The following is a 22,856-nucleotide window of genomic DNA, read 5'->3' on the forward strand; positions in this document are numbered from 1 at the left end:
AACCTGCAGCAGCACGTAGATCACGAGCGCGCACAGGATCGAGCCGATCACCGCGAACGGCACGCTCTTTGCCGGATTGCGCGCTTCGCCCGCGAGGTTGATCGGGCTCTGGAAGCCGTTGAACGCGAACACGATGCCGCTCGTGGCCACCGCCGTGAACACCGCCGACCAGCCGTACGGCGCGAACGTGGTCGTCTCGCCGAAGTTCTCGTGGTGGAAGCTGCCCGCCATCAGGCCGGCGATCGTCAGGCCCGGGATGATGAACTTGAAGATCGTGATGGCGCTGTTGGCCCGCGCGAACAGCTTCACACCCCAGTAGTTGAGCATGAAGTAGATGACCACGAGGATCGCCGAGAGCCCGAGGCCTGAATGCGTCAACGATCCGTCGACGAACAGCGCATGCGCCCACTCATAGGGCCAGGTGCTCATGTACTGGATCGACGCTTCGGCTTCGATGGGAATCACCGAGACGATGGCGATCCAGTTCGCCCACGCGCTGATGAAGCCCACCAGGGCGCCGTGCGAGTAGCGCGCGTAACGGACCATGCCGCCCGACTCCGGGAACATCGCGCCGAGTTCGGCATAGGTGAGCGCAATGGCCAGAATGACCACGGCGCCGATGATCCAGGCGCAAATGGCCGCCGGACCTGCGATTTTCGCCGCCTTCCACGCGCCGAACAGCCAGCCCGAACCGATGATCGACCCGAGGCCGGTGAACATCAGCGCGAACGGGCCGATGTTCCGTTGAATAGAACTTTTCACGTCTTCTCCTGTATCGAGAGCAGCTCGACAACGCGTTTTTCCCGTCTGTTGTGCGGGCGGGTTTGCCGCGGTTGCCGTACCTCCACGCGTAGGATTGCGCCTGTAGGCGCAACTTCAGCGCGGCGCGTAGTTTAACCGGTTGCACCTGCGAAAAGCGCCGAAAAAATCGGCCTAATACAAAAAAGTCATTTGCTTATCAAGCTTTGTAAGGTTTTGTTTCGACCCTGAAGCAAAAAACATGAAGATTGGCGGGGGTCCTAGTTGACGTTCCAGGCGATTAGCCGTATAAAGTTCGGGCAGGATTTCAAGCGGCGAGTGTGAATTGGTCTTTCGTAGTTCGCCCATCAACGGTACTCCGGCTGGTCCCATACCCCTTCCTTGATTTTCGTGCACCTCTCGGGCTTCGGCCTTCATTCATTTTTAGGAAAGTAATATGGAAACCGGTACCGTCAAGTGGTTCAATGACGCAAAGGGCTTTGGCTTTATCACTCCGGATGGCGGCGGCGAAGACCTGTTCGCGCACTTCTCGGAAATCAAGGTTGACGGCTTCAAGACGCTGCAAGAGAACCAAAAGGTTCAATTCGAAGTCCGCACGGGCCCGAAGGGCAAGCAAGCTGCCAACATCAAGCCGGTCTAAGTACTGCGCTCATTGGTCTGCTACCGCTTTCGGGATCCGAACGCAGTCTTGCGTGGATCCTGACTAGCGAGCCTGCCAAAAAACCCCACGCTTCTTCCCGAAGGTGGGGTTTTTTCTCGCCTCGTTTTTCTGCTTGTCAGGGGTTTTCACACGGCGCATGGGCGCCTGAAGCTTCTAGCCGTACAGGCGCTGCGCGTGAATGCCAAGGCCAGTCGCCACGCTGGCGAGGCGGTCGCCGAACACCGCCTGCGACTGCGGAAACGCCTCCGCCAGCGCCTGAGTCAAGAACACGAGGCCGGTCGAGCCCCCCGTGAAGTAGAGCGCACTGACCTGCGCTGGCGCGACGCCCGCCATCTGCACCGTCTCGCGCGCAGCCTGCACGATGCGACGCGTCTCTTCGCGTCCCGCCTCGACGAGTTGCGCATCGCCGAACGCGAGGCGCAAATCCGTCTCGACCGCTTCGAGATCGATCATCGTCTCCCCACCCGCCGAAACGCCGATCTTCGCCTCCTCGGCGCGCGCCGTGAGCGCGTGCCCCAGACGAGCGTCGACCACGCGCATCAGCCGGTCGTGGTGGCGCGTGTCCGGGTACAGATGACGCATCAGCTTGAGCTCGGTGGCGCGCTTGGGCGTGTAGATCGTGTTGATGAGGTGCCAGGTCGCCAGATCGAAATAGATGCGGTTCGGCACCTCGCGGCCCTCGGGGTCGAGCGACTGGTAGCCGAGTTCTCGCAGGATGGTCGCCAGTTCGACGCGGCGGTCGAAGTCCGTGCCGGCCACGTGCACGCCGTGGTGCGCGAGCACGTCGTCCTTGCGCTCGAGCCGCGTCATGCGATCGGGCCCCACGCGCACGAGCGAGAAGTCCGAAGTCCCGCCGCCGATGTCCGCCACGAGCACGAGCCCTTCTTGCGCGAGCCGCGACTCGTAATCGAATGCCGCCGCGATCGGCTCGTACTGGAATTCGATCTCGCGAAAGCCCACGCGACGCGCCGCCGCTTCGAGCTGATCCTGCGCGAGCTGGTCGGCACGCGAATCCTCGTCGACGAAGAACACGGGGCGCCCGAGCACCGCGCGCGTGATCGGCGTGCCCGAGCAGCGTTCGGCGCTGCGTTTCAGGTGCTCGAGAAAGATCGTGATGATCTCGGTATAGGGAATCGCGCTGCCGTCGCCCAGGTCGGTCGTGCTCTCGGCGAGCGGCGAGCCGAGGATGCTCTTCATCGAGCGCATCAAGCGGCCGTCGAAGCCATCGATATAGGACGCGATCGCCGCGCGCCCGAATTCGCGCGTGTGTTCGTCGACGTTGAAGAAAACCGCCGTGGGCAAGGTGGTGTGGTCGCCTTCCACCGGCGCGAGGCGCATGGCGCCGTCGGCGGCTGCCGGCAGCGCCACCGCCGAATTGGAGGTTCCGAAGTCAATCGCGCAGAAGCTGGTCATGGCAAGGGCGCGCCGCAGCGAATGCGCGCGCGAGAGAGGAAAGGTCGGGGGGATCGGCTTTGTAACACGAAAGCGCGGCGCGGGGCAACCGGCGGCCCATGATGCGGCCCTGCAAGAAAAAACGCGCGGACGGCGCCGCGCGTTTCACTCGGGAACGACCTGCAACGCCACAGCGGCGCGCAGCTACCCGCCCGAATCAGCCCTTGAACGGGTGCTTCCATGCGTTCTCATAGGCGATTTCGCCCACCGCCGAGCGCGTGCGCTCCGCCTTCTCCCGGTCGCGCAGCACCGGCTCCAGCTTCTCGGCTTCGCCGTAGTGGCCGATCGAGATGATCGCGAGCGGCTCCACGTCGTTCGGCAGCGCGAACTCCTTGCGGAACGCCTGCACGTCGAAACCGCTCATCTGGTGCGCAGCGAGGCCCAGTGCATGCGCCTGCAGCACGAGCGACATCGCCGCGGCGCCCGCGTCGTACTGCGCCGTGCGGTTGACTTCGCCCTTGGCGTTGAGCGTTTGCGCCGTCACCGCGATCAGCACCGGCGCGGGCGCATTCCATTGCTGGTTGAACGGCACGAGTGTCGCGAAGGCGCGCTTGAACGCGGTTTCGTCGACATTGCGGTCGAACACGATAAAGCGCCACGGCTGCTGATTGTAGCCCGAGGGCGCCCAGCGCGCCGCCTCGATCACCGCGTGTAGCGCCTCGCGGCTCACCGGCTCGCTCGAATAGGCGCGCGGGCTCCAGCGGCCGGCGATGAGTTCGTGAATGGGCACGGCTGTCGGTGCGGGTTTGTGCTTCGTCATGCCTTGTGTGTCCTTGGGTTGGAGGGCGGCGTGCCCCGGGGGTCACTAGCATAACCGTAGCGCGCGAAATACGCTCGAACCCGAAGGGCGACGCTTGCGCTTTGCCCTTCGGATGCGCATGCGCAGTACGCGGGCGCGCGGAATTGACACATGCGCGTGACGGCGCGCCCGCGAGCCGCGTCAGGCCGTCTGCACGCTCACCGTTTGCGGCCCGCGATTGATCCGCAGCACGAGGAAGGACGCCACGATGCACAAGCCGCCCGAAATCATCGACGCCACCGTATAGGTCCCGAGGCTCGAGCGCAGCAGGCCCGCGCCGAACGCAGCAAACGCCGCGCCGAGTTGATGGCCCGCCACGACCCAGCCGAACACGATCGGCGCGCGCTCCTTGCCGTACACGTCGGTGGCGAGGCGCACCGTCGGCGGGACGGTCGCGATCCAGTCGAGGCCGTAGAACACCGCGAAAATCGGCAAGCCGAAGAAGTCGATGCCGAACGCATGCGGCAGATAGATCAGCGAAAGGCCGCGCAGACCGTAGTACCAGAACAGCAACAGGCGGCTGTTGAAGCGGTCCGAGAGCCAGCCGGAGAGCGTCGTGCCGAACAGGTCGAAGATGCCCATCGTCGCGAGCAGCGAAGCGCCCTGCACTTCGGTCATGCCGTAGTCGCCGCACATGGCGATGAGGTGCGTGCCCACATAGCCGTTGGTACTCGCGCCGCAAATGAAAAAGCTGAAGAAGAGCAGCCAGAAGTCGCGCGTGCGGCTGGCCGAGAAGAGCGCGTCAAACGCGATCTTCAGCGGATTTTGCTGCGGAGCGGGCGGTGCGACGGGGGTGGTTTCGTCTTCGCCGAACGGACGCAGATTCACACTGGCGGGCCGCTCGGGCAACAGGAACAGCACGAGCGGCAGGACCACGGCGGCTGCCGCCGCGACCACGAGCACCACCGGCTGCCAGCCGTACTTCTGGGCAATGGCCGCGAGGAACGGCAGAAACACGAGCTGCCCGGTGGCCGAACTCGCCGTGAGGATGCCCATTGCAAGGCCCCGGTGCGAGTGGAACCAGCGCGTGACGACCGTGGCCGAAAGCGAGAGCGCGGCCACGCCGGTTGAGCCGCCCACCATCACGCCCCAGATCAGGATCATCTGCCACGGATGCGTCATCAGCGCGGAAAGCGCCACGCCCGCCGCCATGGCGGCGAGCGCCGCGAGCAGCGTGGGCCGCACGCCGAAGCGCTGCATCGCCGCCGCTGCGAACGGGCCCATCAGGCCGTAGAGCGCAATGTTCACCGAAATGGCAAGTGAGATGGTCGCCCGGCTCCAGCCGAACTGATGCTCGAGCGGCACCATCATCACGCTCGGCGTCGCGCGCGTGCCGGCCGCGGCCAGCAGCACCAGAAACACCACCGCCACGACGAGCCATCCATAGTGGAAACGCCCGACTATTCGCCTCGCTGCCCAGTTCATTGCTGCTCCTGTTACGCCGCGGTGGGATGCACGCGCAGTTTCTCGTTGATCGCTGGTTGAAGGTTCTGTGCCTGAGCCCGCGTGGCTGCGTCAATTCGCCATCGCCGGATTGTTACCGATCGGTCACAAGTGTGTTGCGATAGTAGTTACCGCTCGGTAACATGTCAAGCAAACCCCTGATCGCGAGATGCCCTCATGAAACACGAAGGCCACGACGAAACGCCGTCTTCCGCCGCCCGGACGAGCCGCCCGCGCGCGCAGACGGCCGGCGCGCGCGCGCACGAGCACCTGCTGCGCGCCGCCGACGAGCTGTTCTACCGCGAGGGCGTGCGCGCAGTCGGCATCGAAGCGGTGGTCGAGCGAGCCGGTGTCAACAAGATGAGCCTGTACCGGCAGTTTTCGTCGAAGGACGATCTTGTCGTCGCGTACCTGCAGCGCTGCGATGTGCGCTTCTTCGAGCGCTTCGACGAAAGCCTCGCCAAGCATCCCGGCGAGCCCGCGAAGCAACTGGTGCAGTATTTCGAGGACCTGTCGCGCCGCGCTTCGGCGCCGGGCTATCGCGGCTGCCCGTTCGTGAACGTCGCGACCGAGTTTCCCGACCCCTCGCATCCCGCGCGGCGCAGTGTCGACAGCAACAAGAGCCGGCTCATGGCGCGGCTCGCTTCACTCGCGAAGGAGGCGGGCGCCAAAGACCCGGCCGCGCTCGCCGAGGAACTCGCGCTGCTGGTGGAAGGCATTTACGCCGCGAGCCAGACTTACGGTCCGGGCTGCGGCGCGATTCTCGCGGCACCGCGCATGGCGAAGCTGTTGATCGAGGCGGCGTGCCCCGGCGCCAGCTGCCCGTAAAATGACACGATGAACGAAACCGCTGCCCCATCGCCCGCTGCTCGCTCTTCCGATCACGCCGCCATTCTCGAAGCGACGCGCCATTGGCTCACGCGCGCCGTGATTGGCTTGAACCTCTGCCCGTTCGCGAAGAGCGTGCACGTGAAGAACCAGATCCGCTACGTCATCAGCGAGGCTACTGAACTGGAAGGCGTCCTCACCGATCTCGAACGAGAACTGCGAACGCTGGCTGAGGCGGACCCCGCGGAGATCGACACGACGCTGTTGATCCTGCCCCACGCGCTCGCCGACTTCGCGGACTTCAACGACGCGACGTGGTTCGCCGAACGCCTCGTGCAGCAGTTGCGGCTGGAAGGCACGTTACAGGTCGCGAGCTTCCATCCGGACTATCAGTTCGATGGCACCGCGCCCGACGACATCGAGAACTACACCAACCGTGCGCCGTATCCGATCCTGCATCTGCTACGGGAAGCGAGCATCGAGCGCGCAGTCGAGGCGTTCCCGGACGCCGCCGACATTTACGAGCGCAATCAGGAAACGCTGCGCAAGCTCGGTCGCGACGGTTGGCGCGAGTGGATGAGCAAGCGCGACTGACGCCGCGCCAGTGATCAGGCTTCGGTGACCGGCTCGGCGGCCGCCTCGCCGTCCTCGGTGAAAAAGCGTTCGCGCAGGTCCGCGAGCCCGAACGTATCGAGTATCTCGTTGAGCCGCGCTGCCGGACGGCGCCGCGGCAAATCCTTGTACTGGGCGATGATGAGTTCGTTCTTCATCGAGTGCTCCCAGCCCACCAGTTCCGTCACGCTCACCTGATAGCCGTGCGCCTCGAGCTGCAGGCAGCGCAGCACGTTCGTGATCTGGCTGCCGAATTCTCGCGTATGCAGCGGGTGACGCCAGATCTCGGCCAGCGCCTGCCCAAGCGACTTGCCCTTATTGCGGCGCAGCACACCGGCCACCTCCGCCTGGCAGCACGGCACGACCACGATATAGCGCGCGTGCTTTTTGAGCGCGAAGCGGATGGCGTCATCGGTGGCGGTGTCGCAGGCATGCAGCGCCGTCACGATATCGACACTCGGCGGCAATTGCGGCGACGTGATGGACTCCGCAACGGACAGGTTTAGAAACGACATCCCACCAAAGCCCAGGCGTTCGGCGAGGGCCTGCGAGTGCCGCACGAGCTCGTCGCGCGTTTCAATGCCATAAATGTGTGACCTGTCGCGCTGATCCTTGAAGAAGAGGTCGTAGAGAATGAAGCCCAGATAGGATTTGCCCGCCCCGTGATCGACAAGAGTCACGTCGCGGCCATCCTCCTTGAGATCCTTGAGCAGCGGCTCGATGAACTGGAACAGGTGGTACACCTGCTTCAGCTTGCGGCGGCTGTCCTGGTTCATCTTGCCGTCGCGCGTCAGGATGTGGAGCTCCTTCAGGAGTTCGACGGATTGATTGGGACGGACTTCGTAAGTCTTGCTTGACATCGGCGTGATCGGATGAATGGCGAGGCCTGTCGCGAAACGTGCGACAGGCGACAGAAGGGTTGCGGTTTTCCTGTCATTTTACGAAAAAAGCTAGTCGAGGCTGTCGAACCCAGAAGAGCGGCCCGTGTCGTAACAGAGCCACTGCGATCCGCACCCTGACCCACGTGCGACCAGGAGGGAGGGGGTTGAGTAAAAGAGACACGAGGATTTTGTCCCCGATGCCCACAAAGGACCAAAACGTGGCGCGACCGGTCGGCATCGTATCGACGGGCTCGCATTGGGAGGTCGCACCGGGACTGCCGGTTGCGGTGAATCAGGCTGGCGCAGTCCTCGCTGCGCGAAGAGCGCTCGACGCTGTACGGCCTTGCATGGGGCATGCAATGAACACGATACCTGACGGAAACGCAGAGCAAAAATTCCAGGAACTGCTTACGAAACTTCTCACGGTTCCCGACTGGACGGAAAAGCAGCAACTGGAGCTGGAAATGGCGCGCGACATCTCGGTGGAGATGCTGCGAGTCGCGGAGAGCATGCGCGACGGCCCTTCGGATCTCGAGACTTGCCTGATTCTGCTGAAGTACGCGAAGGTGCTCGATTTCGTGATGTCGGCACTGGCATCGCGCCGCGATATCAAGCCGCAGACCCTGCGCGTGATTTTCAAGCTCGCAGGTCTCAAAGTCGACGAGGCCTATCCGGGGTAACGCCAATGTGAACCCGGAACGCCGGCGCGGCGGTTGCGCCGCCAGCGCCGCTGATCGACAGCCACACGGGCCGCGAGCGGCCCGCCTTGTTCGGTGTTGCCTGCGTTCTCCCTGCCCCGCGCTCACTCCGCGCGAACTTTCAGGCGCCAAAGCGATGTCATTTCAGCCGCCCGCGCATGGTAGAGCGGATCGCTGGAATCCGTGGCTTTCGGATGCCTCGGACGGATGTCCTCGCGCCCCACCACTTCGAGTCCGGCCTGCTCGATCATCTCCACGAGCGAATCGCGCGTGCGCAACCCGAGGTGCTCCGCGAAGTCGGACAGGATCAGCCAGCCCTCGCCGCCCGGTTCGAGATGATCCTTGAGGCCGCCGAGAAAGCCGCGCAGCATGCGACTTTCCGGATCGAACACGGCGTATTCGATGGGCGAAGCGGGGCGCGCCGGCACCCATGGGGGATTGCAAACGACGAGCGGCGCGCGGCCCGGCGGGAACAGATCCGCCTCGACGACTTCGACCTGCTCCGCATAGCCAAGGCGCGTGAGGTTCTCCTTTGCGCAGGCCAGCGCGCGGGCGTCCTGATCGGTGGCGACCACGCGCTTCATGCCACGCGATGCGAGCACGGCGGCCAGAACGCCAGTGCCCGTGCCGATATCGAAGGCCTTCTCCAGCGTTGGCAGCGCCGTGCGCGCGACGAGATCGACATATTCGCCGCGCACGGGCGAGAACACGCCGTAGTACGGATGAATACGCGCCCCGTTCAGCGACGCGACCTCGACGCCCTTCTTGCGCCACTCATGCGCGCCGATCAGACCGAGAATCTCGCGCAGCGACACCGCGGAAGGCTCGCCATCGGGCGCGCCCCACGCCTCCTCGCACGCTAGCCGCACGTCGGGCGCGCGGCGCAGGTTGATGCCGTAATCGCCTTCGAGCGGAATCAGCACCATGCCTAGCGTACGGGCACGCTGCGCCTGCGCCTGCCGGTGCAGATGAAAGGCTTCGAGCGGCGAAGCGGGCGCCCCGGGTGGCGCGGCCTTGCGCGGCTTGCGCTCCGCGCGGCGCGCCATCGCCTGCAGCAGCTGACGCGCATTCTGATAGTCGCCGCACCACAGGAGCGCCGTGCCTTCGCAGGCGAGACGGTACGCCGCGTCCGCGGTCGTGCGGTCGTCGGCGACGACCACGCGTTTCGGCGCTGGCACGCCAGCCTCGGAGCGCCAGCGCACGGTACGCGGGCCATCTGTATCGGGCCAGGTGAGAGTGGGATGTTCGGTCATAGGTCGGGTATTCGATGCGGCGGGCCGGTTTGCACGGTGGGGACGACCTGTCCGGTCGCACAATGGCCCGCGGGTTGACGCCGCGGCGCGCCTTGAGCGGCGCCATCATATAGCAGAGCGATGCGGCGCGTTCCGCCCCCTCCTCTTTGCAGCCATCATCGCTCAGCCGCTCGGGCGCGTCGACCCGGCCGAACGGCATAGGACGCATGGACATGCGGAAGGCCGGACCTGCGGCAGTAAAATGTGCGCCGACCGCGCCCTGTCCGACAGCAAGAGACCATGCCACGAACCACCCAGCAGACCCGCCGCGCGCGCAAACCGCGCACGCGCCGCGCCAACGCCGGTGCCGTGCGGCTCGACGAAGGGTTTTACGCCGAATTGCTGCACATCGTGGGTCTGCAGGAGAGCGTTCACGGCGCGAGGCGCACCGTCTCACGACGCGCGCCTCACGAGCGCTTGCACGGCTCGCTCATCGAACTCGCGCTGTCGCGTCTCGCTGCCGATGAATGCCAGCTTGCGCAAGAAGACCACTTCGCGCTCGCGTTGCGGATTTGCATCGTCTGGATCAGCCGGCTCGTCTTTCTCAAGGTGCTCGAAACGCGTCTGTTGACGCTGCACGACGACGATTCGACCTATGCCTTCCTGAACGCGCGACATATTCGCTCGTTCAGCGATCTCGACGCGCTGTGCAACGCCATACTCGGGCCCTGCGACATCACGCACGCGAAGCGCTTCGCTCATCTTCCGCGCTTCGACGGATCGCTCTTCGAGCCGCAGGATATCGAGCCAGGCCTGTTCGCCATGGGCGCCCTCGACGAGCGTGCCACGTTGCCGCTTTACTCCGCCACGGTGCTCAGCGAGGCGAGCGGCGAGCGCCACGTGCTTGCGTATCTGCTCGATTTTCTCGCCGCCTTCGAGTTCTCCACCGGGCTGGCGGGGGGCGCCAGCCGACGCTGCCTCGACGCCTCGGCACTCGGCCTCGTCTTCGAGAAGCTCAATGGCTACCGCGACGGCGCGTGGTACACGCCGGGCAGCGTCGCGATGCAGCTCGCCCGGCCCGCCGTCACGCAGGCGGCGCTCAACCGCTTCAACCGCGCGAAGGGCTGGCGCTGCACGAGCATCGATCAGTTATCCAAATCGATCGAGGACCGCGACGAAGCCCGCGCCTTGCTGGACTCGCTGCGCGTCTGCGACCCGGCCGTGGGCTCGGGGCATCTGCTCGTCTCCGCGCTCAACGAATTGCTCGTGCTAAAGGTGCGGCTTGGCTTGCTGGACGCACGCGAGCGCGCAGCGCTCGGCGAGTGCCGTGTCGGCATCACCGCGGATCGCCTTTGTGTCACACACGCGAATGGCGAACCGCTCACGCGCGGGTGCGACGACGAAGCGATCCGTGCAATCGAAGCCACGCTCTTTCGCGTGAAGCGGGACATCATCGAGCGCTCGCTGTTCGGCGTCGATATCAGCGCGGATTCGGTCGGCATGGCGCGTTTGCGGCTGTGGATCGAACTGCTCGAACACGCGGATTTCACAGCGGGCGCCCCGACCGTCCTGCTGCCGAATCTCGAAACCAACCTCAAGCACGGCAACGCGACAATCAGCCGGTTCGCCTTCGACGCCCCACTTCGCGAGGCCGCGCAACAGGTCGCGGACTATCGCGCGAGCACGGCAAGACTTCGGGCGACGGCCACGCAGGCGGCAAGGACCGCCGAAGCGGCGCGGCTCGCGCAACTGCGCGACGCATTGCGCAAGCGCCTCGATGAGGATGGCGAAGCAACGGCCCACGATGCCACGGCATTCGAATGGCGCATCGCCTTCGCGGACCTCCTCAACGACAACGGCGACTTCGAACGCTTCGACGCCGTCATCGCGAACCCGCCCTATATCGATTCCGAACGCATGATCAACGAAGGCCAGCGCGCGCTGCGCGAACGGCTCGCGCTACGCTGGCCGAGTGCGAAGGGCAACTGGGATCTTTACATCGTATTCATGGAGCTGGGTCTCGCACTGCTGCGGCCGGGGGGCGCGATGGCCTTTCTCACGCCCGACAAATGGCTGTCGAAGCCCTTCGGCAATGCCTTGCGCGCACGGCATATCGGCAAGATCGAGCGCATCGTCGCGCTTGGACGCGACGTGTTCGAACAGGCGCGGGTCGATTCGATCATCACGCTGTTTCGCGAATCGGGCACGACGGCCATCACGACGGCACAGATCGAGGGCGAAACGCTCACCGAGCTTGCGCAGACCGACAAACGCACGCTTGAAGCGCCATGGCCGCTCGACGCGCTGCTTTCGCCGCATTTCGCGTTCGTGCAACGGCTCGCCGGTTCGCACGCCACGCTCGGCGCCTTGCTGCCGTGCGAGAACGCATGCGCGACTTCAGACGCCTACCGGCTCGCGCCGCTCATCGAAGAGGCTAACGGCCGCTTTCTGGCGGAAGGTCGCTATCGGGTGGTAAATACGGGCACGCTCGGACGTTATATCTCGCGGTGGGGCAGCAAGCCGATGACCTATCTCGGACGACGCTACGACGAACCGGTGGTCGACCGTGTGCGTTTCGCCTCGACGTTCGCAAACGGATACGGCGCGAAATCCAATGCGAAAAAGCTGATCGTGAAGGGGCTCACGCGGCTCGACGCGACGCTCGATCTCGCGGGCAACACGATTCCCGGCAAGACCACGCTGATCCTCCGCTCGCACGACGAGAACCTGCTGAAGTTTGCGGCAGCGCTGCTGAACTGCCCGCTCTCGGTCTTTCTGATCCGCGCGAAACACGGCGCGTCGAGCTACAACGGCGGCGTGGTGTTCACACGGGCGATGATCGACGCATTGCCCGTGCCGGGAGACGCACGGGTGCGCGCAGAGGTCGCGGCGCGCGTGAGCCGGCTGCTGGCGGCTGCGCAGTCGGACGGTGGCGAGCCGGCCGTGATCGAGATCGCGCGCGAGATCGATCACATTCTGTACGCGGCATTTGGCTTGTCAGCGCAGGAAATCGAACTCGTGGAAAGCCAGGCCGTCTCTCTCGCGCGCGGGACGAGATGACCGCGCAGTCGGGCGGCAACGTCGCGGCGAGTCGGCTAGTCTTGCTCATCTTCGCGCTGAGCAGACATCATGGAATGGCCCCGATTCCTGAGCACTTCCGACGAGAGCAGTGTTCTGAGGCTTTCGATTGTCACGACGTTACTGATCGCCTCCATCGGCATCGTGTTCGGCCTCGTTTCCGGGTCGTTTTCCATTGTGTTCGACGGCGTGTACTCGCTCGTCGATGCGAGCATGAGCGCAGTCGCGCTCGCGGTCGTGCGCCTGATCACGTCCTATGCGGTCAACGTCGACCTGCCGCGCAAATGGCGCGACCGATTCACCATGGGTTTCTGGCATCTCGAACCCATGGTGCTCGGACTCAACAGCACACTGCTGGTGGGCGTGGCCGTCTATGCGCTGATCAACGGCGTCACGAACCTGCTGTCCGGAGGGCACGAATTGCACTTCGGCGCCGCGCTGGTGTACGCCGCGCTCACGGTGAGCGCCTGCGTGACAATGGTCGTGGTCGAATCACGCGCGAATCGCCGGATCCACTCGGATTTCCTGCGCCTCGACATCAAGTCATGGATCATGTCGGCCGGCATCACGGCAGCGCTGCTGATTGCGTTCAGCATCGGCTACGCGATCCAGGGAACCGCTTGGGAACCGCTCACACCCTACGTCGATCCGGCGGCGCTCGTGCTGGTATGCGTCGCGATCATTCCAATTCCGCTCGCGGAAATCCGCCAGGCGCTGCTGGACGTGCTGCTCGTCGCGCCGGCGGACCTCAAGCAGCATGTCGACATCGTCGCGAAACACTTCGTCGAGCGCTACGCCTTCGAGTATTACCGCGCGTATGTCGCGAAAGTGGGCCGCTCGCGCGAAATCGAGCTGTACTTCGTCGTCCCGCCCGACATGCCGCCCAAGCGCATTGCCGAGTGGGATGTGATCCGCGATGAAATCGGCCGCGCGATAGGCGGGGACGAGTCGCACCGTTGGCTCACGATCATGTTCACGAGCGACCCGGCATGGGCCGAGTGAGGTCCATAGCGGGAGCGATGAAGAAAGTGGGGGCAAGAAAGCACAAAGGGTTACGTGAACTTCACGTAACCCTTTGTTGAGTTTGGTGCCGGCTGCAGGACTCGAACCCGCCACCTGATGATTACAAATCAACTGCTCTACCAGATGAGCTAAGCCGGCGTAGCCCGCTATTCTACTTCATTTCACGATCTTGAGGTGCCCTTTGCCGCCCTTGTTGCCGCCGTCGTCATCTTTGTCGACAGCGGGGGAGGCGACCGGCGCGACCGGCGCGGCGGGTGCCGAAGGCTGCCCGGCGGCCTCGTCGCGCACTTCGTGCGCCTCTGCCTCTTCGTGATCCTCGGAGGACAGCACATCGGCGGCGTCGCCCGGCGGCGACTCGACCGGGAACGCCATGCCTTGCCCGTTCTCGCGCGCGTAGATGGCGAGCACGTTCGGCACAGGCACCTCGATCTTGTGCGATTTGCCCGAGAAGCGCGCGTGGAACTCGATCATCTCGTTGCCCATCTGCAGCTGGCTCGTCGCCTCGAAGCTGATGTTCAGCACAATCTCGCCGTCGCGCACGAACTGGCGCGGCACGCGCGTGCGGTTGTCGACCCGCACCGCGATATGCGGCGTAAAGCCGTTGTCGGTGCACCACTCGTACAGCGCGCGCAGCAGATAAGGCTTGGTGGAAATCTCTTGCATCAACAATCCTTTCGCGAGGCGGCGTCACGCCCACGCCGTGCACGCCACCTCTGTTACCCGCAAACCGCCGGGATACTGCTTAACGACGCATGACCTTTTCGGACGGCGTCAGCGCTTCGATGTACGCCGGACGGCTGAAGATACGCTCGGCGTACTTCATGAGCGGCGCGGCGTTCTTCGAGAGTTCGATGCCGTAATGGTCGAGGCGCCACAGCAGCGGGGCGATCGCGACGTCGAGCATCGAGAACTCTTCGCCCAGCATGTACTTGTTCTTCAGGAAGATCGGCGCGAGCTGCGTGAGGCGGTCGCGAATCGCGAGGCGCGCCTTCTCGTGGTTCTTCTCGGCGGCCTTGCCCTTCTCGTTTTCGAGCGTGCTCACGTGCACGAACAGTTCCTTCTCGAAGTTGAGCAGGAACAGGCGCGCGCGGGCGCGCTGGACCGGATCGGCCGGCATGAGCTGCGGGTGCGGGAAGCGCTCGTCGATGTACTCGTTGATGATGTTCGACTCGTACAGGATCAGATCGCGCTCGACGAGAATCGGCACCTGACCGTACGGATTCATCACGGCGATGTCTTCCGGTTTGTTGAACAGGTCGACGTCGCGGATTTCGAAGTCCATGCCCTTTTCGAACAACACCAGCCGGCAACGCTGGGAGAACGGGCAGGTAGTGCCGGAGTACAGAACCATCATGATTTACATTTCCTCAATAAACCCAAAAGGCCAGCGGGCGAAAAAACCGCCAGACGGTCGCTGAACCGTCAGACGGCTTCTCGTCGCACCGGCCCCACGTCGGTCAGGACGTGCCTATTTGATATCTTTCCAGTACGCGGCGTTCAATCGCCACGCGAAAAAGCTCAGGACGCCAAGGAACAGGAGCACCCACACGCCAAGCTGCCTGCGGGTTTTCTGCTCCGGCTCGGCCATCCAGCCAAGGTATGCCACCAGGTCGGCCACGTCGGCATCATAATCCACCGGCGAGAGCGTTCCGGGCTTGACCTGCTGGAACCCCGTGAAGCGGCGGACCTTTTCCCCGGTTTCCTCGTCCGTCGTATTCTCGTACTTCGCCGTGCGGATGCCTTGCAACTGCCACAGCACGTGCGGCATGCTCACGTTTTCGAACACCAGATTGTTCCAGCCGGTCGGCCGCGTGTCGTCGCGGTAGAAACTGCGCAGGTACGTGTACAGCCAGTCACGCCCTTTCGCCCGCGCTTCCACGGAGAGGTCCGGCGGCGGCACGCCGAACCACGCCTGGGCGTCGTCCGGGCGCATCGCGATGGACATCGTGTTGCCGACCTTGTCGGTCGTAAACAACAGATTATCTTCGATTTGCTTCTGCGGAATGCCGAGATCCTGCAAACGGCTGTAGCGCATCAAGTTCGCACTATGGCAATTCAGGCAATAGTTTACAAACAATTGGGCGCCGTGTTGCAGCGAAGCAAGATTTTCGCCGTTATCGGGTGCGCGGTCGAGCGGAATGTTTTCCTGTGCCGCCACGGATCCCGCCCCGACGGCGCATGACAGCGCCAGAGCAGCCAGGGCGGCCCGCATGCCGGCGGCCCGTACGCTCATCTTCGCGAGTGTCGAAAAGAGAGTTTTTCCCGTCATGTTTTCCTCGCTCGTCAATTAATGGGGCTTGAACCGCACGCGCTCGGGTGGCTGCTTGAAGGTGCCAAGCGGCGTCCAGAACGGCATGCCGAGGAAGAACGCGAGATAGACGAGCGCGCAAATCTGGGCAATCAGCGTGGCCGCCGGCGATGGCGGCTTCGTGCCCAGGAAGGCGAGCGTCAGGAACGCGAGCACGAAGATCCCGAGGAACACCTTGTGGAAGAGCGGCCGGTAGCGGATCGACTTCACCGGCGAGCGGTCGAGCCACGGCAGGAAGAAGAGCGAGATCACCGCTGTGCCCATCACCACCACGCCCCAGAACTTCGACTCGGTGAAGTACATCGCGAGAATCACGAGCACCGCCAGCACCGGCAGCCCTGCGCGCCATTTGCCGCGCGCGCGCACGAGCGCAAGCAGGCCGAGCAGCGCGATCACGACCATCAGCACGATCTTGAACGGGTCGGTGGTGGCGCGCAGCATCGCGTAGAACGCCGTGAAGTACCAGACCGGCGCGATCTCGGGCGGCGTCTGCAGCGGATTGGCGGGCACGAAGTTATTCGATTCCAGGAAGTACCCGCCCATTTCCGGCGCGAAGAACACGATCGCCGCGAAGATCAACAGGAAGATGCACACGCCCATGAAGTCGTGCACAGAGTAGTACGGATGGAACGGAATGCCGTCGAGCGGCACGCCGTTCGCGTCCTTTTTCTCCTTGATCTCGATGCCGTCCGGGTTGTTCGAGCCCACTTCGTGCAGCGCGATGATGTGGCAGATCACGAGCCCGATCAGCACGAGCGGTATGGCGACCACGTGGAACGCGAAAAAGCGGTTCAGCGTGACGTCGGACACCACGTAGTCGCCGCGAATCCACAGCGAGAGGTCCGGGCCAATGAAGGGGATCGCCGAGAACAGATTCACGATCACCTGCGCGCCCCAGAACGACATCTGGCCCCATGGCAGCAGGTAACCGAAGAACGCCTCGGCCATCAGGCAGAGAAAAATCGCGCAGCCGAAGATCCACACGAGCTCGCGCGGCTTGCGGTATGAGCCGTACAAAAGCCCGCGGAACATGTGCAGATACACGACCACGAAGAACATCGAAGCGCCCGTGGAGTGCATGTAGCGGATGAGCCAGCCCCATGGCACCTCGCGCATGATGTACTCGACCGATGCGAATGCGAGCGTCGCATCGGGCTTGTAGTTCATGGTGAGGAAGATGCCGGTGACGATCTGGTTCACCAGCACGAGCAGCGCCAGCGAGCCGAAGAAGTACCAGAAGTTGAAGTTCTTCGGCGCGTAGTACTCGGAAAGGTGCGCGCGCCAGGCCGAAGTCATCGGAAAGCGCTTGTCGATCCAGCCTTGCAGGCCGGAAGATGCGCCGGTTGTTTCCACCACGTCCTTTTCGGTTCCCGTCGCCATCACGCTTCTCCTTTTTCGTCCTTGCCGATCACGAGTTGCGTCGGGGACACGAACATGTACCGGGGAATGTCGAGGTTCTGCGGCGCCGGCTTGTTCTTGAACACGCGGCCGGAGAGATCGTAGGTGGAGCCGTGGCACGGGCACAGGAAGCCGCCCGGCCAGCTGTCGGGGAGGTTCGGCTGCGGGCCTTCCTGGAAGCGCGGCGTGGGCGTGCAGCCCAGATGGGTGCAGACAGCCACGGCCACGAGGATGTTCTGATGCTCGGCGCGGGAACGAAACTCGTTCTTGCAGTACTCCGGCGTGGGCAGGGAAAACGGATGCTCGGAGTCCGGATCGGCCAGATCGGGATCGGCCTTCTTCACGTCGGCCATCATGCGATCCGTGCGGTTCAGGATCCACACGGGCTTGCCGCGCCAGGCCACGGTCATCATCGAGCCCGGCTGCAGATTCGTGATGTCGACCTCGATGGGCGCGCCGGCGGCGCGCGCTTTTTCCGATGGTGCAAAGGAGCCTACGAAGGGTACGACGGTGGCCACGCCTCCAATGCCACCTGCTACGGACGTCGCAATCAGCCAGGTTCGGCGGCTGCCATCGACGCGGTCATTCTCGTTGTCTCGCATCACATCGCCCCACTTCTGAGTTGGATTTTTCCGTCACGCCAGCTTACCCGCGGTGCTGCCGAACGCTAGTTTGCGCGAATGGAGTTGGCATTTACAAGGGGCGCTCTCCAAAAAGCTTCGGAAGTCCTTGATAAGTCGGGGTTTTCCCGCAGAAAAAAGGGACATTTTCCTTTTGGTTTGTAAATGCCCCATGAATAAAACGGTGCTGCGTCACGACAATTCGCGCATTTCGCCGTGCGTGATGCGCGATGTCGGATGCGCCTTGGAGGCCCGGGACTGGCGCCTAAACGGGATTATCGATATCGATGAAGAGATGCTCGATGTCGAAGGCTTCCGAGAGGTGCGCGCCAAGCGCCTGAACGCCGAAGCGCTCCGTCGCATGGTGGCCCGCAGCGAGGAACGCGACACCGCTTTCCGCCGAGGTGTGCGTGGTCGGCTCGGAGATTTCTCCGGTGAGGAAAACGTCGGCACCGGCGTCGATCGCGGCGTCGAAGAGGCTTTGTGCCGCCCCCGTGCACCACGCCACGCGACGCAGCTGCCAGTCCGGGTCGCCGAGCACGAGCGGTGTGCGGCCGAGTGTCTGCTCGACCTCGGCGGTAAAGTGCGCGAGCGTAATCGGCATGGGTAGCGTAGCCATCCAGCCCAGATCCTGCTCACCGAAGCGTTGTTCGCCGATCCAGCCGAATCTGGCGCCCAACTGCGCGTTGTTACCCAGTTCTGGATGGCTGTCGAGCGGCAGATGGTAGGCGAACAGGTTGATATCGTTCGCCAGCAGCGTCTTCAGGCGCCGGTACTTGCGGCCCGTGATCTGCGGTGCTTCGTTTTTCCAGAAGTAGCCATGATGGACGAGCACGGCGTCCGCGCCCCATTCGTGCGCCGCTTCGAGGAAGGCAAGCGACGCGGTCACGCCGGTGGCGATTTTCTCCACGCGCCTCCGACCTTCGACCTGCAGGCCGTTCGGGCAATAGTCCTTGAACCGCGCGGATTCCAGAAGATTGTTCAGATACAATTCCAGTTCGATCCGATCCATATAATCCTCTAATCTTCAGATGCTTAGACGCTTTTGGCTGTTCTTCGCCCAGGCGGTGACGGTCCTGCTGGCGTTGATGTTCATCATCGCCACGCTCAAGCCGCAGTGGCTGCAGCACCAGGGGCAGTTCGGCAAGCAGCTCGCCGAGCCGATCGTCGCACTGCGGGAAGTGGCGCCAGGCATCGGGTCAGGTAGTGCCCAGGGCTCCTACGCGGACGCCGCCCAAAAGGCCATGCCCGCGGTCGTCAACGTGTTCTCGAGCAAGGATGGGTCGCTGCCGCCCGATCCCCGCCAGAACGATCCGCTATTTCGCTACTTCTTCGGCGATCGCAACAAAAACCAGAAACAGCAGGAGCAGCCTGCCGCCAACCTCGGTTCGGGTGTCATTGTCAGTCCGGACGGTTACATTCTAACGAACCAGCACGTCATCGACGGCGCGGACCAGATCGAAATCGCGCTTTCCGACGGCCGCACCACCAACGCGAAGGTCATCGGCATCGACCCGGAAACCGATCTCGCCGTACTCAAGATCAACCTGCCGAACCTCCCCACGATCACGCTCGGCCGTATGGACCAGACGCGCGTGGGCGACGTCGTGCTCGCCATCGGCAACCCGTTCGGCGTGGGGCAAACGGTCACGATGGGCATCATCAGCGCGCTCGGCCGCAATCACCTCGGCATCAACACGTTCGAGAACTTCATTCAGACCGACGCGCCGATCAATCCGGGCAACTCGGGCGGCGCGCTCGTCGACGTCAACGGCAACCTGCTCGGCATCAACACGGCCATCTACTCGCGCTCGGGCGGCTCGCTCGGCATCGGCTTCGCGATTCCCGTCTCCACGGCGCGCAGCGTGCTGGAGAGCATCATCACCACGGGCACGGTCACGCGCGGCTGGATCGGCGTTGAACCACAGGACGTGACGCCGGAGATCGCCGATTCGTTCGGCCTGAAGGAGAAGTCCGGCGCGATCGTCGCGGGCGTGTTGCAGGGCGGCCCCGCCGACAAGGCCGGCATCAAGCCAGGCGACGTCCTCACATCGGTGAACGGCGAGGCCATTACCGACACCACGCGCCTCCTGAACGTGATCGCGCAGATCAAGCCAGGCACCGACGCGAGGGTCCACCTCGTGCGCAAGAACAGGGACATGGATCTCGACGTGCTGATCGGCAAGCGCCCGCCCCCGCCGAAACAACCGGCTCAGGAGGATGGCGAAGGCGACGACGGAGGCTGATGACGCGGTGGCGGCCGAGCCGCCATGGCGCGCCGTCCAAAAAGCCGAGCCCAAACGAAAAGGCCGCGAACCTGGGTTCGCGGCCTTTTCGTTGTCTGGGGCCGGGCTTCCTGCTGGCTTTCCTGCGCTGGGCCAGCGAGCCTAGCTTGCCGCCTGACTCTCGTCCGCCGCCTTCTTCTCGCCGGTGCCGACGAAAATTCGCGCCGCGATGATGCCCGCCTCGTACAGGATGATGAGCGGCAACGCGAGAATGAGTTGCGAGAAGACATCGGGCGGCGTCACGACGGCAGCGACGATGAACGCGCCGACGATCACATACGGCCTGATCTCCCTGAGCTTCCTCACGCTCAGCACGCCCATGCGCACGAGCAGCACGACGACGATGGGCACCTCGAACGTCACGCCGAACGCAATGAACATCGTGAGCACGAAGCTCAGGTAATTGTCGATATCCGTCGTCATCTCCGCGCCTAGTGGCGCGTTGTAATGCGCCATCACGCGGAAGATGGTTGGGAACACCACGAAGTACGCGAATGCCATGCCGCACAGAAAGAGCGTGTAACTGCTCGCCACCAGCGGCGCGACGAGCTTCTTTTCGTGCTGGTAGAGGCCAGGGGCCACGAACGCCCAGATCTGGTAGAGCACGACAGGCAGCGCAATCACGAAGGCGACGAGCATCGTGACCTTCATTGGCACGAAAAACGAGCCGGTCACGTCGGTGACGATCATCTTGCCGTCGCGCGGCAGGTTCTGCATGAGCGGTCGCGCAAGCAGCCGGAATATGTCGGGTGCCCAGTACACGAGCCCCACGAAAACGACGATCACGGCGATGCCCGCGCGGATGATGCGGTCACGCAGTTCGACGAGATGGGAAATGAAGGTCTCTTCGGAGCCTTCTTCCAGGTTTTGCTGGGGGTCGCTCACACCGGCCCTCTATTGGAAATGGACATGCGCAAAGGCGGATCCGCGTCAGAAGAACCGCGTGGGCCGGCGCAGGCTGGCCGGCGTGTGCTGCGCCACCCGCGCGGCGCCCGATTGCACGCGCGTGCGCCGCAGCGTGGCGCGCTTGTACCAGACAGGTGCGGCGCTCTGCTTCACGCGCCAGTTCTTGCGCTTCACGGCGCTCGATCCCGCGCTGCCGGAGCGCCATCCCGATTGCATCGAGGCGCCGTCCGCCGCATTGGCGGCGGCCTCGACGCTGGCCGGATCGGCGCCGCCGGCAATGCTCGGCGAGACCGACGTGCCCGCGTTCCACGCGTCGTTCAACTCGGTTTCATGCTTGCGCAGGTTGTCCTGAACGGTTTTCTCGACGTTCTGGGCCGCCGACTCGAACTCCGTTTTCATGCGGCGCAACTCGTCCAGTTCGATCTCACGCGTAACTTCGGCCTTGACGTCGTTGATATAGCGCTGCGCGCGCCCGAACAGCGCGCCCGCCGTGCGTGCGACGCGCGGCAGTCGCTCCGGCCCGAGAACGACCAGCGCGACGACGCCGATCAGCGCCATCTTCGTTAAACCGAGATCGAGCATGAATGGAGAATTCCGTCAGCCTTGGCTGCTGCCTTAGAAGAAGAAACGGCGGAAAAGGACGGTTGCCACGCGTTCAGCGCAAGTCGTTCGAGCGCTGCGTCTTGTCCTTGGCTTCGACGTCGACTGCACCGCCATTGGGCGGCAGCTCGCGCTTTTGCGCGTCGGGGGCGCCTTCGCTCTCGCGCATGCCTTCCTTGAATCCCTTCACCGCACCGCCCAGATCGCTACCGATATTGCGCAGCTTCTTCGTGCCGAAGACGAGCGCCACGATCAACAAGACGATCAGCCAGTGCCAGATGCTCAATGAACCCATGATTGACTCTCTCCTTAACCCCGCCGCCGCGCTTGCTGCGCGACGCGAAAAATTGTGCCTGTGTGATGTTGCATCGACGTGGCGTGCGACCTCTTGCGCCGCCACCGCTCTCTGCCACCTGCGCTAGCAGCGCTCAGCCCATGCGGTGCCACGGACGCGGCCCTGCCAGCAGATGTGCGTGCAGATGATAGACCTCCTGCCCGCCTCCCGGCCCCGTATTCACGACCGTGCGATACCCGGTTTCGCCGCCCGTGTACGAGACGCCCAGATCCTTCGCGAGCCGCGCGACCAGTACAAACATTCTACCAAGCAGCGGAGCGTCGTTTTCACCGCAATCGGCAAGGGTGGGAATATGCTGGCGCGGAATCACGAGTACGTGGGTTTCTGCCGCGGGCCGGATGTCGCGGAAAGCGACGAACTCGTCGTCCTCGTACACCCGCGTGCTGGGAATGTGGCCATCGGCGATCTTGCAGAAGAGACAGGTGCTGCGGTCGTGATTCATGGTGCTCCTGGTGGGCGACAAGACAGGCCGGGTTAGACGAGCCGCACCACCGGACGCTGCTGCCGCTCAGAACCAGGCGCGCGGGTTGTGCAACGGCTTATTGTCGTACAAGTACAGCCAGCCTTTGATGATACGGTACAACGTCCAGATTGCGACAGCCCACAGAATTGGAATGCCGATCAGCACGAGGATGAGAAGGCCGCCGATCAGATGGCCGGCCAGTCCGAGCCAGAAAGTGCGGATTTGCCACGTGAAGTGCTGCTCATAGGGCGTACCGAGCGCTTCGTCGCGTTTCAGGTAATTGAGGATGATGGCGATCAGCACGGAAATGCCGCCGGTGAGCCAGTACACCGCATAGAGTGCGTACAGCACATGGGTGAGCGTGCGCAGGCTGCGCAGCCGGTCCGCATCGACGCCATTGCGGTACGAAGGGGGTGGGTAATCGCCGGAAGTGGACATCGAATTCGTCTCCTGTC

At 63.7% G+C, this 22,856-nt stretch carries 24 protein-coding genes and 1 tRNA gene; 7 read left to right on the plus strand and 18 right to left on the minus strand.

Translation table 11 applies throughout. The annotated features are described in order from the left end of the window. Positions 1-762 (minus strand): APC family permease (locus tag BMI01S_RS20980; protein WP_042290423.1); only part of this gene is annotated, 762 nt, incomplete at its 3' end. A 433-nt stretch (positions 763-1,195) separates the two neighbouring features. Here BMI01S_RS20980 and BMI01S_RS20985 point away from each other — a divergent pair. After that, positions 1,196-1,399: a cold-shock protein gene (locus tag BMI01S_RS20985; protein ID WP_027797379.1), complete on the plus strand. Its 204-nt coding sequence runs from the start codon at positions 1,196-1,198 to the stop codon at positions 1,397-1,399. A 174-nt stretch (positions 1,400-1,573) separates the two neighbouring features. Here BMI01S_RS20985 and BMI01S_RS20990 read toward each other — a convergent pair whose 3' ends face one another. The 3 genes from BMI01S_RS20990 to BMI01S_RS21000 form a co-directional block, all read right to left on the minus strand. Continuing rightward, positions 1,574-2,833, minus strand: coding sequence for an Hsp70 family protein (locus BMI01S_RS20990; protein WP_036045642.1), 1,260 nt, complete (start codon positions 2,831-2,833; stop codon positions 1,574-1,576). Between the two features lie 196 nt (positions 2,834-3,029). Beyond that, positions 3,030-3,632 (minus strand): nitroreductase family protein, encoded by a 603-nt coding sequence (locus BMI01S_RS20995; protein WP_028213267.1) that lies wholly within the window; start codon positions 3,630-3,632, stop codon positions 3,030-3,032. A gap of 180 nt (positions 3,633-3,812) precedes the next feature. Beyond that, positions 3,813-5,096: an MFS transporter gene (locus BMI01S_RS21000; protein ID WP_028213268.1), complete on the minus strand. Its 1,284-nt coding sequence runs from the start codon at positions 5,094-5,096 to the stop codon at positions 3,813-3,815. A gap of 195 nt (positions 5,097-5,291) precedes the next feature. On the opposite strand from BMI01S_RS21000, the gene BMI01S_RS21005 reads away from it, so the two are divergent. Then, on the plus strand, positions 5,292-5,942 hold the full coding sequence (locus BMI01S_RS21005; RefSeq protein ID WP_028231672.1) for a TetR/AcrR family transcriptional regulator: 651 nt from the start codon (positions 5,292-5,294) through the stop codon (positions 5,940-5,942). Positions 5,943-5,951: 9 nt separating this feature from the next. Continuing rightward, on the plus strand, positions 5,952-6,536 hold the full coding sequence (locus BMI01S_RS21010) for a DUF1415 domain-containing protein (RefSeq protein ID WP_042290427.1): 585 nt from the start codon (positions 5,952-5,954) through the stop codon (positions 6,534-6,536). Between the two features lie 14 nt (positions 6,537-6,550). Here BMI01S_RS21010 and BMI01S_RS21015 read toward each other — a convergent pair whose 3' ends face one another. After that, positions 6,551-7,414: a class I SAM-dependent methyltransferase gene (locus BMI01S_RS21015; RefSeq protein WP_028231674.1), complete on the minus strand. Its 864-nt coding sequence runs from the start codon at positions 7,412-7,414 to the stop codon at positions 6,551-6,553. A 380-nt stretch (positions 7,415-7,794) separates the two neighbouring features. Between BMI01S_RS21015 and BMI01S_RS21020 the strand changes: the two genes are divergently transcribed. Continuing rightward, positions 7,795-8,115: a type II toxin-antitoxin system HicA family toxin gene (locus tag BMI01S_RS21020; RefSeq protein WP_028213272.1), complete on the plus strand. Its 321-nt coding sequence runs from the start codon at positions 7,795-7,797 to the stop codon at positions 8,113-8,115. A gap of 122 nt (positions 8,116-8,237) precedes the next feature. Here BMI01S_RS21020 and BMI01S_RS21025 read toward each other — a convergent pair whose 3' ends face one another. Continuing rightward, positions 8,238-9,386 (minus strand): methyltransferase, encoded by a 1,149-nt coding sequence (locus tag BMI01S_RS21025; RefSeq protein WP_028213273.1) that lies wholly within the window; start codon positions 9,384-9,386, stop codon positions 8,238-8,240. Positions 9,387-9,665: 279 nt separating this feature from the next. On the opposite strand from BMI01S_RS21025, the gene BMI01S_RS21030 reads away from it, so the two are divergent. Together BMI01S_RS21030 and BMI01S_RS21035 are read left to right on the plus strand one after the other, a co-directional pair. After that, a complete protein-coding gene (locus BMI01S_RS21030) occupies positions 9,666-12,425 on the plus strand; it encodes a type IIG restriction enzyme/methyltransferase (RefSeq protein ID WP_028231675.1) in 2,760 nt (919 codons plus the stop codon). A 69-nt stretch (positions 12,426-12,494) separates the two neighbouring features. Next, entirely contained in the window at positions 12,495-13,445 is a 951-nt protein-coding gene (locus tag BMI01S_RS21035) for a cation diffusion facilitator family transporter (RefSeq protein WP_028231676.1), read from the plus strand. Between the two features lie 83 nt (positions 13,446-13,528). On the opposite strand, the gene BMI01S_RS21040 is transcribed toward BMI01S_RS21035, so the two are convergent. From BMI01S_RS21040 to BMI01S_RS21070, 7 genes are all read right to left on the minus strand, one after another. After that, a tRNA-Thr gene (locus BMI01S_RS21040) sits at positions 13,529-13,604 on the minus strand. An 18-nt stretch (positions 13,605-13,622) separates the two neighbouring features. Next, on the minus strand, positions 13,623-14,129 hold the full coding sequence (locus BMI01S_RS21045; RefSeq protein ID WP_028213276.1) for a ClpXP protease specificity-enhancing factor: 507 nt from the start codon (positions 14,127-14,129) through the stop codon (positions 13,623-13,625). Between the two features lie 79 nt (positions 14,130-14,208). After that, on the minus strand, positions 14,209-14,820 hold the full coding sequence (locus tag BMI01S_RS21050) for a glutathione S-transferase N-terminal domain-containing protein (protein ID WP_027797364.1): 612 nt from the start codon (positions 14,818-14,820) through the stop codon (positions 14,209-14,211). Between the two features lie 114 nt (positions 14,821-14,934). After that, positions 14,935-15,678, minus strand: a complete 744-nt coding sequence (locus tag BMI01S_RS21055) for a cytochrome c1 (RefSeq protein ID WP_028231677.1) — start codon at positions 15,676-15,678, stop codon at positions 14,935-14,937. 75 nt (positions 15,679-15,753) lie between these two features. Beyond that, positions 15,754-17,154: a cytochrome b gene (locus BMI01S_RS21060; protein WP_028231678.1), complete on the minus strand. Its 1,401-nt coding sequence runs from the start codon at positions 17,152-17,154 to the stop codon at positions 15,754-15,756. After that, on the minus strand, positions 17,154-17,774 hold the full coding sequence (gene petA, locus BMI01S_RS21065; RefSeq protein WP_028213279.1) for a ubiquinol-cytochrome c reductase iron-sulfur subunit: 621 nt from the start codon (positions 17,772-17,774) through the stop codon (positions 17,154-17,156). Before petA ends, BMI01S_RS21060 begins: the two co-directional genes overlap by 1 nt. A gap of 283 nt (positions 17,775-18,057) precedes the next feature. Next, entirely contained in the window at positions 18,058-18,804 is a 747-nt protein-coding gene (locus BMI01S_RS21070) for a Nif3-like dinuclear metal center hexameric protein (protein ID WP_028231679.1), read from the minus strand. A gap of 19 nt (positions 18,805-18,823) precedes the next feature. Here BMI01S_RS21070 and BMI01S_RS21075 point away from each other — a divergent pair, with 19 nt between their 5' ends. Then, a complete protein-coding gene (locus tag BMI01S_RS21075) occupies positions 18,824-20,038 on the plus strand; it encodes a Do family serine endopeptidase (RefSeq protein ID WP_028213281.1) in 1,215 nt (404 codons plus the stop codon). 141 nt (positions 20,039-20,179) lie between these two features. Here BMI01S_RS21075 and tatC read toward each other — a convergent pair whose 3' ends face one another. The 5 genes from tatC to BMI01S_RS21100 all read right to left on the minus strand — a co-directional run bounded on the left by tatC (position 20,180) and on the right by BMI01S_RS21100 (position 22,839). Further along, on the minus strand, positions 20,180-20,962 hold the full coding sequence (tatC, locus tag BMI01S_RS21080; protein ID WP_028231680.1) for a twin-arginine translocase subunit TatC: 783 nt from the start codon (positions 20,960-20,962) through the stop codon (positions 20,180-20,182). A gap of 45 nt (positions 20,963-21,007) precedes the next feature. Further along, positions 21,008-21,565 carry a Sec-independent protein translocase protein TatB gene (gene tatB / locus BMI01S_RS21085; RefSeq protein WP_028231681.1) on the minus strand — a complete coding sequence of 186 codons (558 nt, stop codon included), beginning with the start codon at positions 21,563-21,565 and terminating at the stop codon, positions 21,008-21,010. A 73-nt stretch (positions 21,566-21,638) separates the two neighbouring features. After that, positions 21,639-21,878, minus strand: coding sequence for a Sec-independent protein translocase subunit TatA (gene tatA, locus BMI01S_RS21090; RefSeq protein ID WP_028213284.1), 240 nt, complete (start codon positions 21,876-21,878; stop codon positions 21,639-21,641). 133 nt (positions 21,879-22,011) lie between these two features. Continuing rightward, on the minus strand, positions 22,012-22,380 hold the full coding sequence (locus tag BMI01S_RS21095) for a histidine triad nucleotide-binding protein (protein ID WP_028213285.1): 369 nt from the start codon (positions 22,378-22,380) through the stop codon (positions 22,012-22,014). Between the two features lie 66 nt (positions 22,381-22,446). Next, positions 22,447-22,839: a DUF4870 family protein gene (locus BMI01S_RS21100; RefSeq protein ID WP_028213286.1), complete on the minus strand. Its 393-nt coding sequence runs from the start codon at positions 22,837-22,839 to the stop codon at positions 22,447-22,449. Positions 22,840-22,856 lie beyond the last annotated feature (17 nt).

This window comes from Paraburkholderia mimosarum LMG 23256 = NBRC 106338, assembly GCF_000739815.1.
Lineage (GTDB): Bacteria > Pseudomonadota > Gammaproteobacteria > Burkholderiales > Burkholderiaceae > Paraburkholderia > Paraburkholderia mimosarum.

Excerpts from the sequence above, each read along its gene's own strand:
- BMI01S_RS20985 (WP_027797379.1), top strand. The coding sequence starts at position 1,196 with ATGGAAACCGGTACCGTCAAGTGGTTCAATGACGCAAAGGGCTTTGGC.
- BMI01S_RS20990 (WP_036045642.1), bottom strand. The coding sequence starts at position 2,833 with ATGACCAGCTTCTGCGCGATTGACTTCGGAACCTCCAATTCGGCGGTG.
- BMI01S_RS20995 (WP_028213267.1), bottom strand. The coding sequence starts at position 3,632 with ATGACGAAGCACAAACCCGCACCGACAGCCGTGCCCATTCACGAACTC.
- BMI01S_RS21000 (WP_028213268.1), bottom strand. The coding sequence starts at position 5,096 with ATGAACTGGGCAGCGAGGCGAATAGTCGGGCGTTTCCACTATGGATGG.
- BMI01S_RS21005 (WP_028231672.1), top strand. The coding sequence starts at position 5,292 with ATGAAACACGAAGGCCACGACGAAACGCCGTCTTCCGCCGCCCGGACG.
- BMI01S_RS21010 (WP_042290427.1), top strand. The coding sequence starts at position 5,952 with ATGAACGAAACCGCTGCCCCATCGCCCGCTGCTCGCTCTTCCGATCAC.
- BMI01S_RS21015 (WP_028231674.1), bottom strand. The coding sequence starts at position 7,414 with ATGTCAAGCAAGACTTACGAAGTCCGTCCCAATCAATCCGTCGAACTC.
- BMI01S_RS21020 (WP_028213272.1), top strand. The coding sequence starts at position 7,795 with ATGAACACGATACCTGACGGAAACGCAGAGCAAAAATTCCAGGAACTG.
- BMI01S_RS21025 (WP_028213273.1), bottom strand. The coding sequence starts at position 9,386 with ATGACCGAACATCCCACTCTCACCTGGCCCGATACAGATGGCCCGCGT.
- BMI01S_RS21030 (WP_028231675.1), top strand. The coding sequence starts at position 9,666 with ATGCCACGAACCACCCAGCAGACCCGCCGCGCGCGCAAACCGCGCACG.
- BMI01S_RS21035 (WP_028231676.1), top strand. The coding sequence starts at position 12,495 with ATGGAATGGCCCCGATTCCTGAGCACTTCCGACGAGAGCAGTGTTCTG.
- BMI01S_RS21045 (WP_028213276.1), bottom strand. The coding sequence starts at position 14,129 with ATGCAAGAGATTTCCACCAAGCCTTATCTGCTGCGCGCGCTGTACGAG.
- BMI01S_RS21050 (WP_027797364.1), bottom strand. The coding sequence starts at position 14,820 with ATGATGGTTCTGTACTCCGGCACTACCTGCCCGTTCTCCCAGCGTTGC.
- BMI01S_RS21055 (WP_028231677.1), bottom strand. The coding sequence starts at position 15,678 with ATGCGGGCCGCCCTGGCTGCTCTGGCGCTGTCATGCGCCGTCGGGGCG.
- BMI01S_RS21060 (WP_028231678.1), bottom strand. The coding sequence starts at position 17,154 with ATGGCGACGGGAACCGAAAAGGACGTGGTGGAAACAACCGGCGCATCT.
- petA (WP_028213279.1), bottom strand. The coding sequence starts at position 17,774 with ATGCGAGACAACGAGAATGACCGCGTCGATGGCAGCCGCCGAACCTGG.
- BMI01S_RS21070 (WP_028231679.1), bottom strand. The coding sequence starts at position 18,804 with ATGGATCGGATCGAACTGGAATTGTATCTGAACAATCTTCTGGAATCC.
- BMI01S_RS21075 (WP_028213281.1), top strand. The coding sequence starts at position 18,824 with ATGCTTAGACGCTTTTGGCTGTTCTTCGCCCAGGCGGTGACGGTCCTG.
- tatB (WP_028231681.1), bottom strand. The coding sequence starts at position 21,565 with ATGCTCGATCTCGGTTTAACGAAGATGGCGCTGATCGGCGTCGTCGCG.
- tatA (WP_028213284.1), bottom strand. The coding sequence starts at position 21,878 with ATGGGTTCATTGAGCATCTGGCACTGGCTGATCGTCTTGTTGATCGTG.
- BMI01S_RS21095 (WP_028213285.1), bottom strand. The coding sequence starts at position 22,380 with ATGAATCACGACCGCAGCACCTGTCTCTTCTGCAAGATCGCCGATGGC.
- BMI01S_RS21100 (WP_028213286.1), bottom strand. The coding sequence starts at position 22,839 with ATGTCCACTTCCGGCGATTACCCACCCCCTTCGTACCGCAATGGCGTC.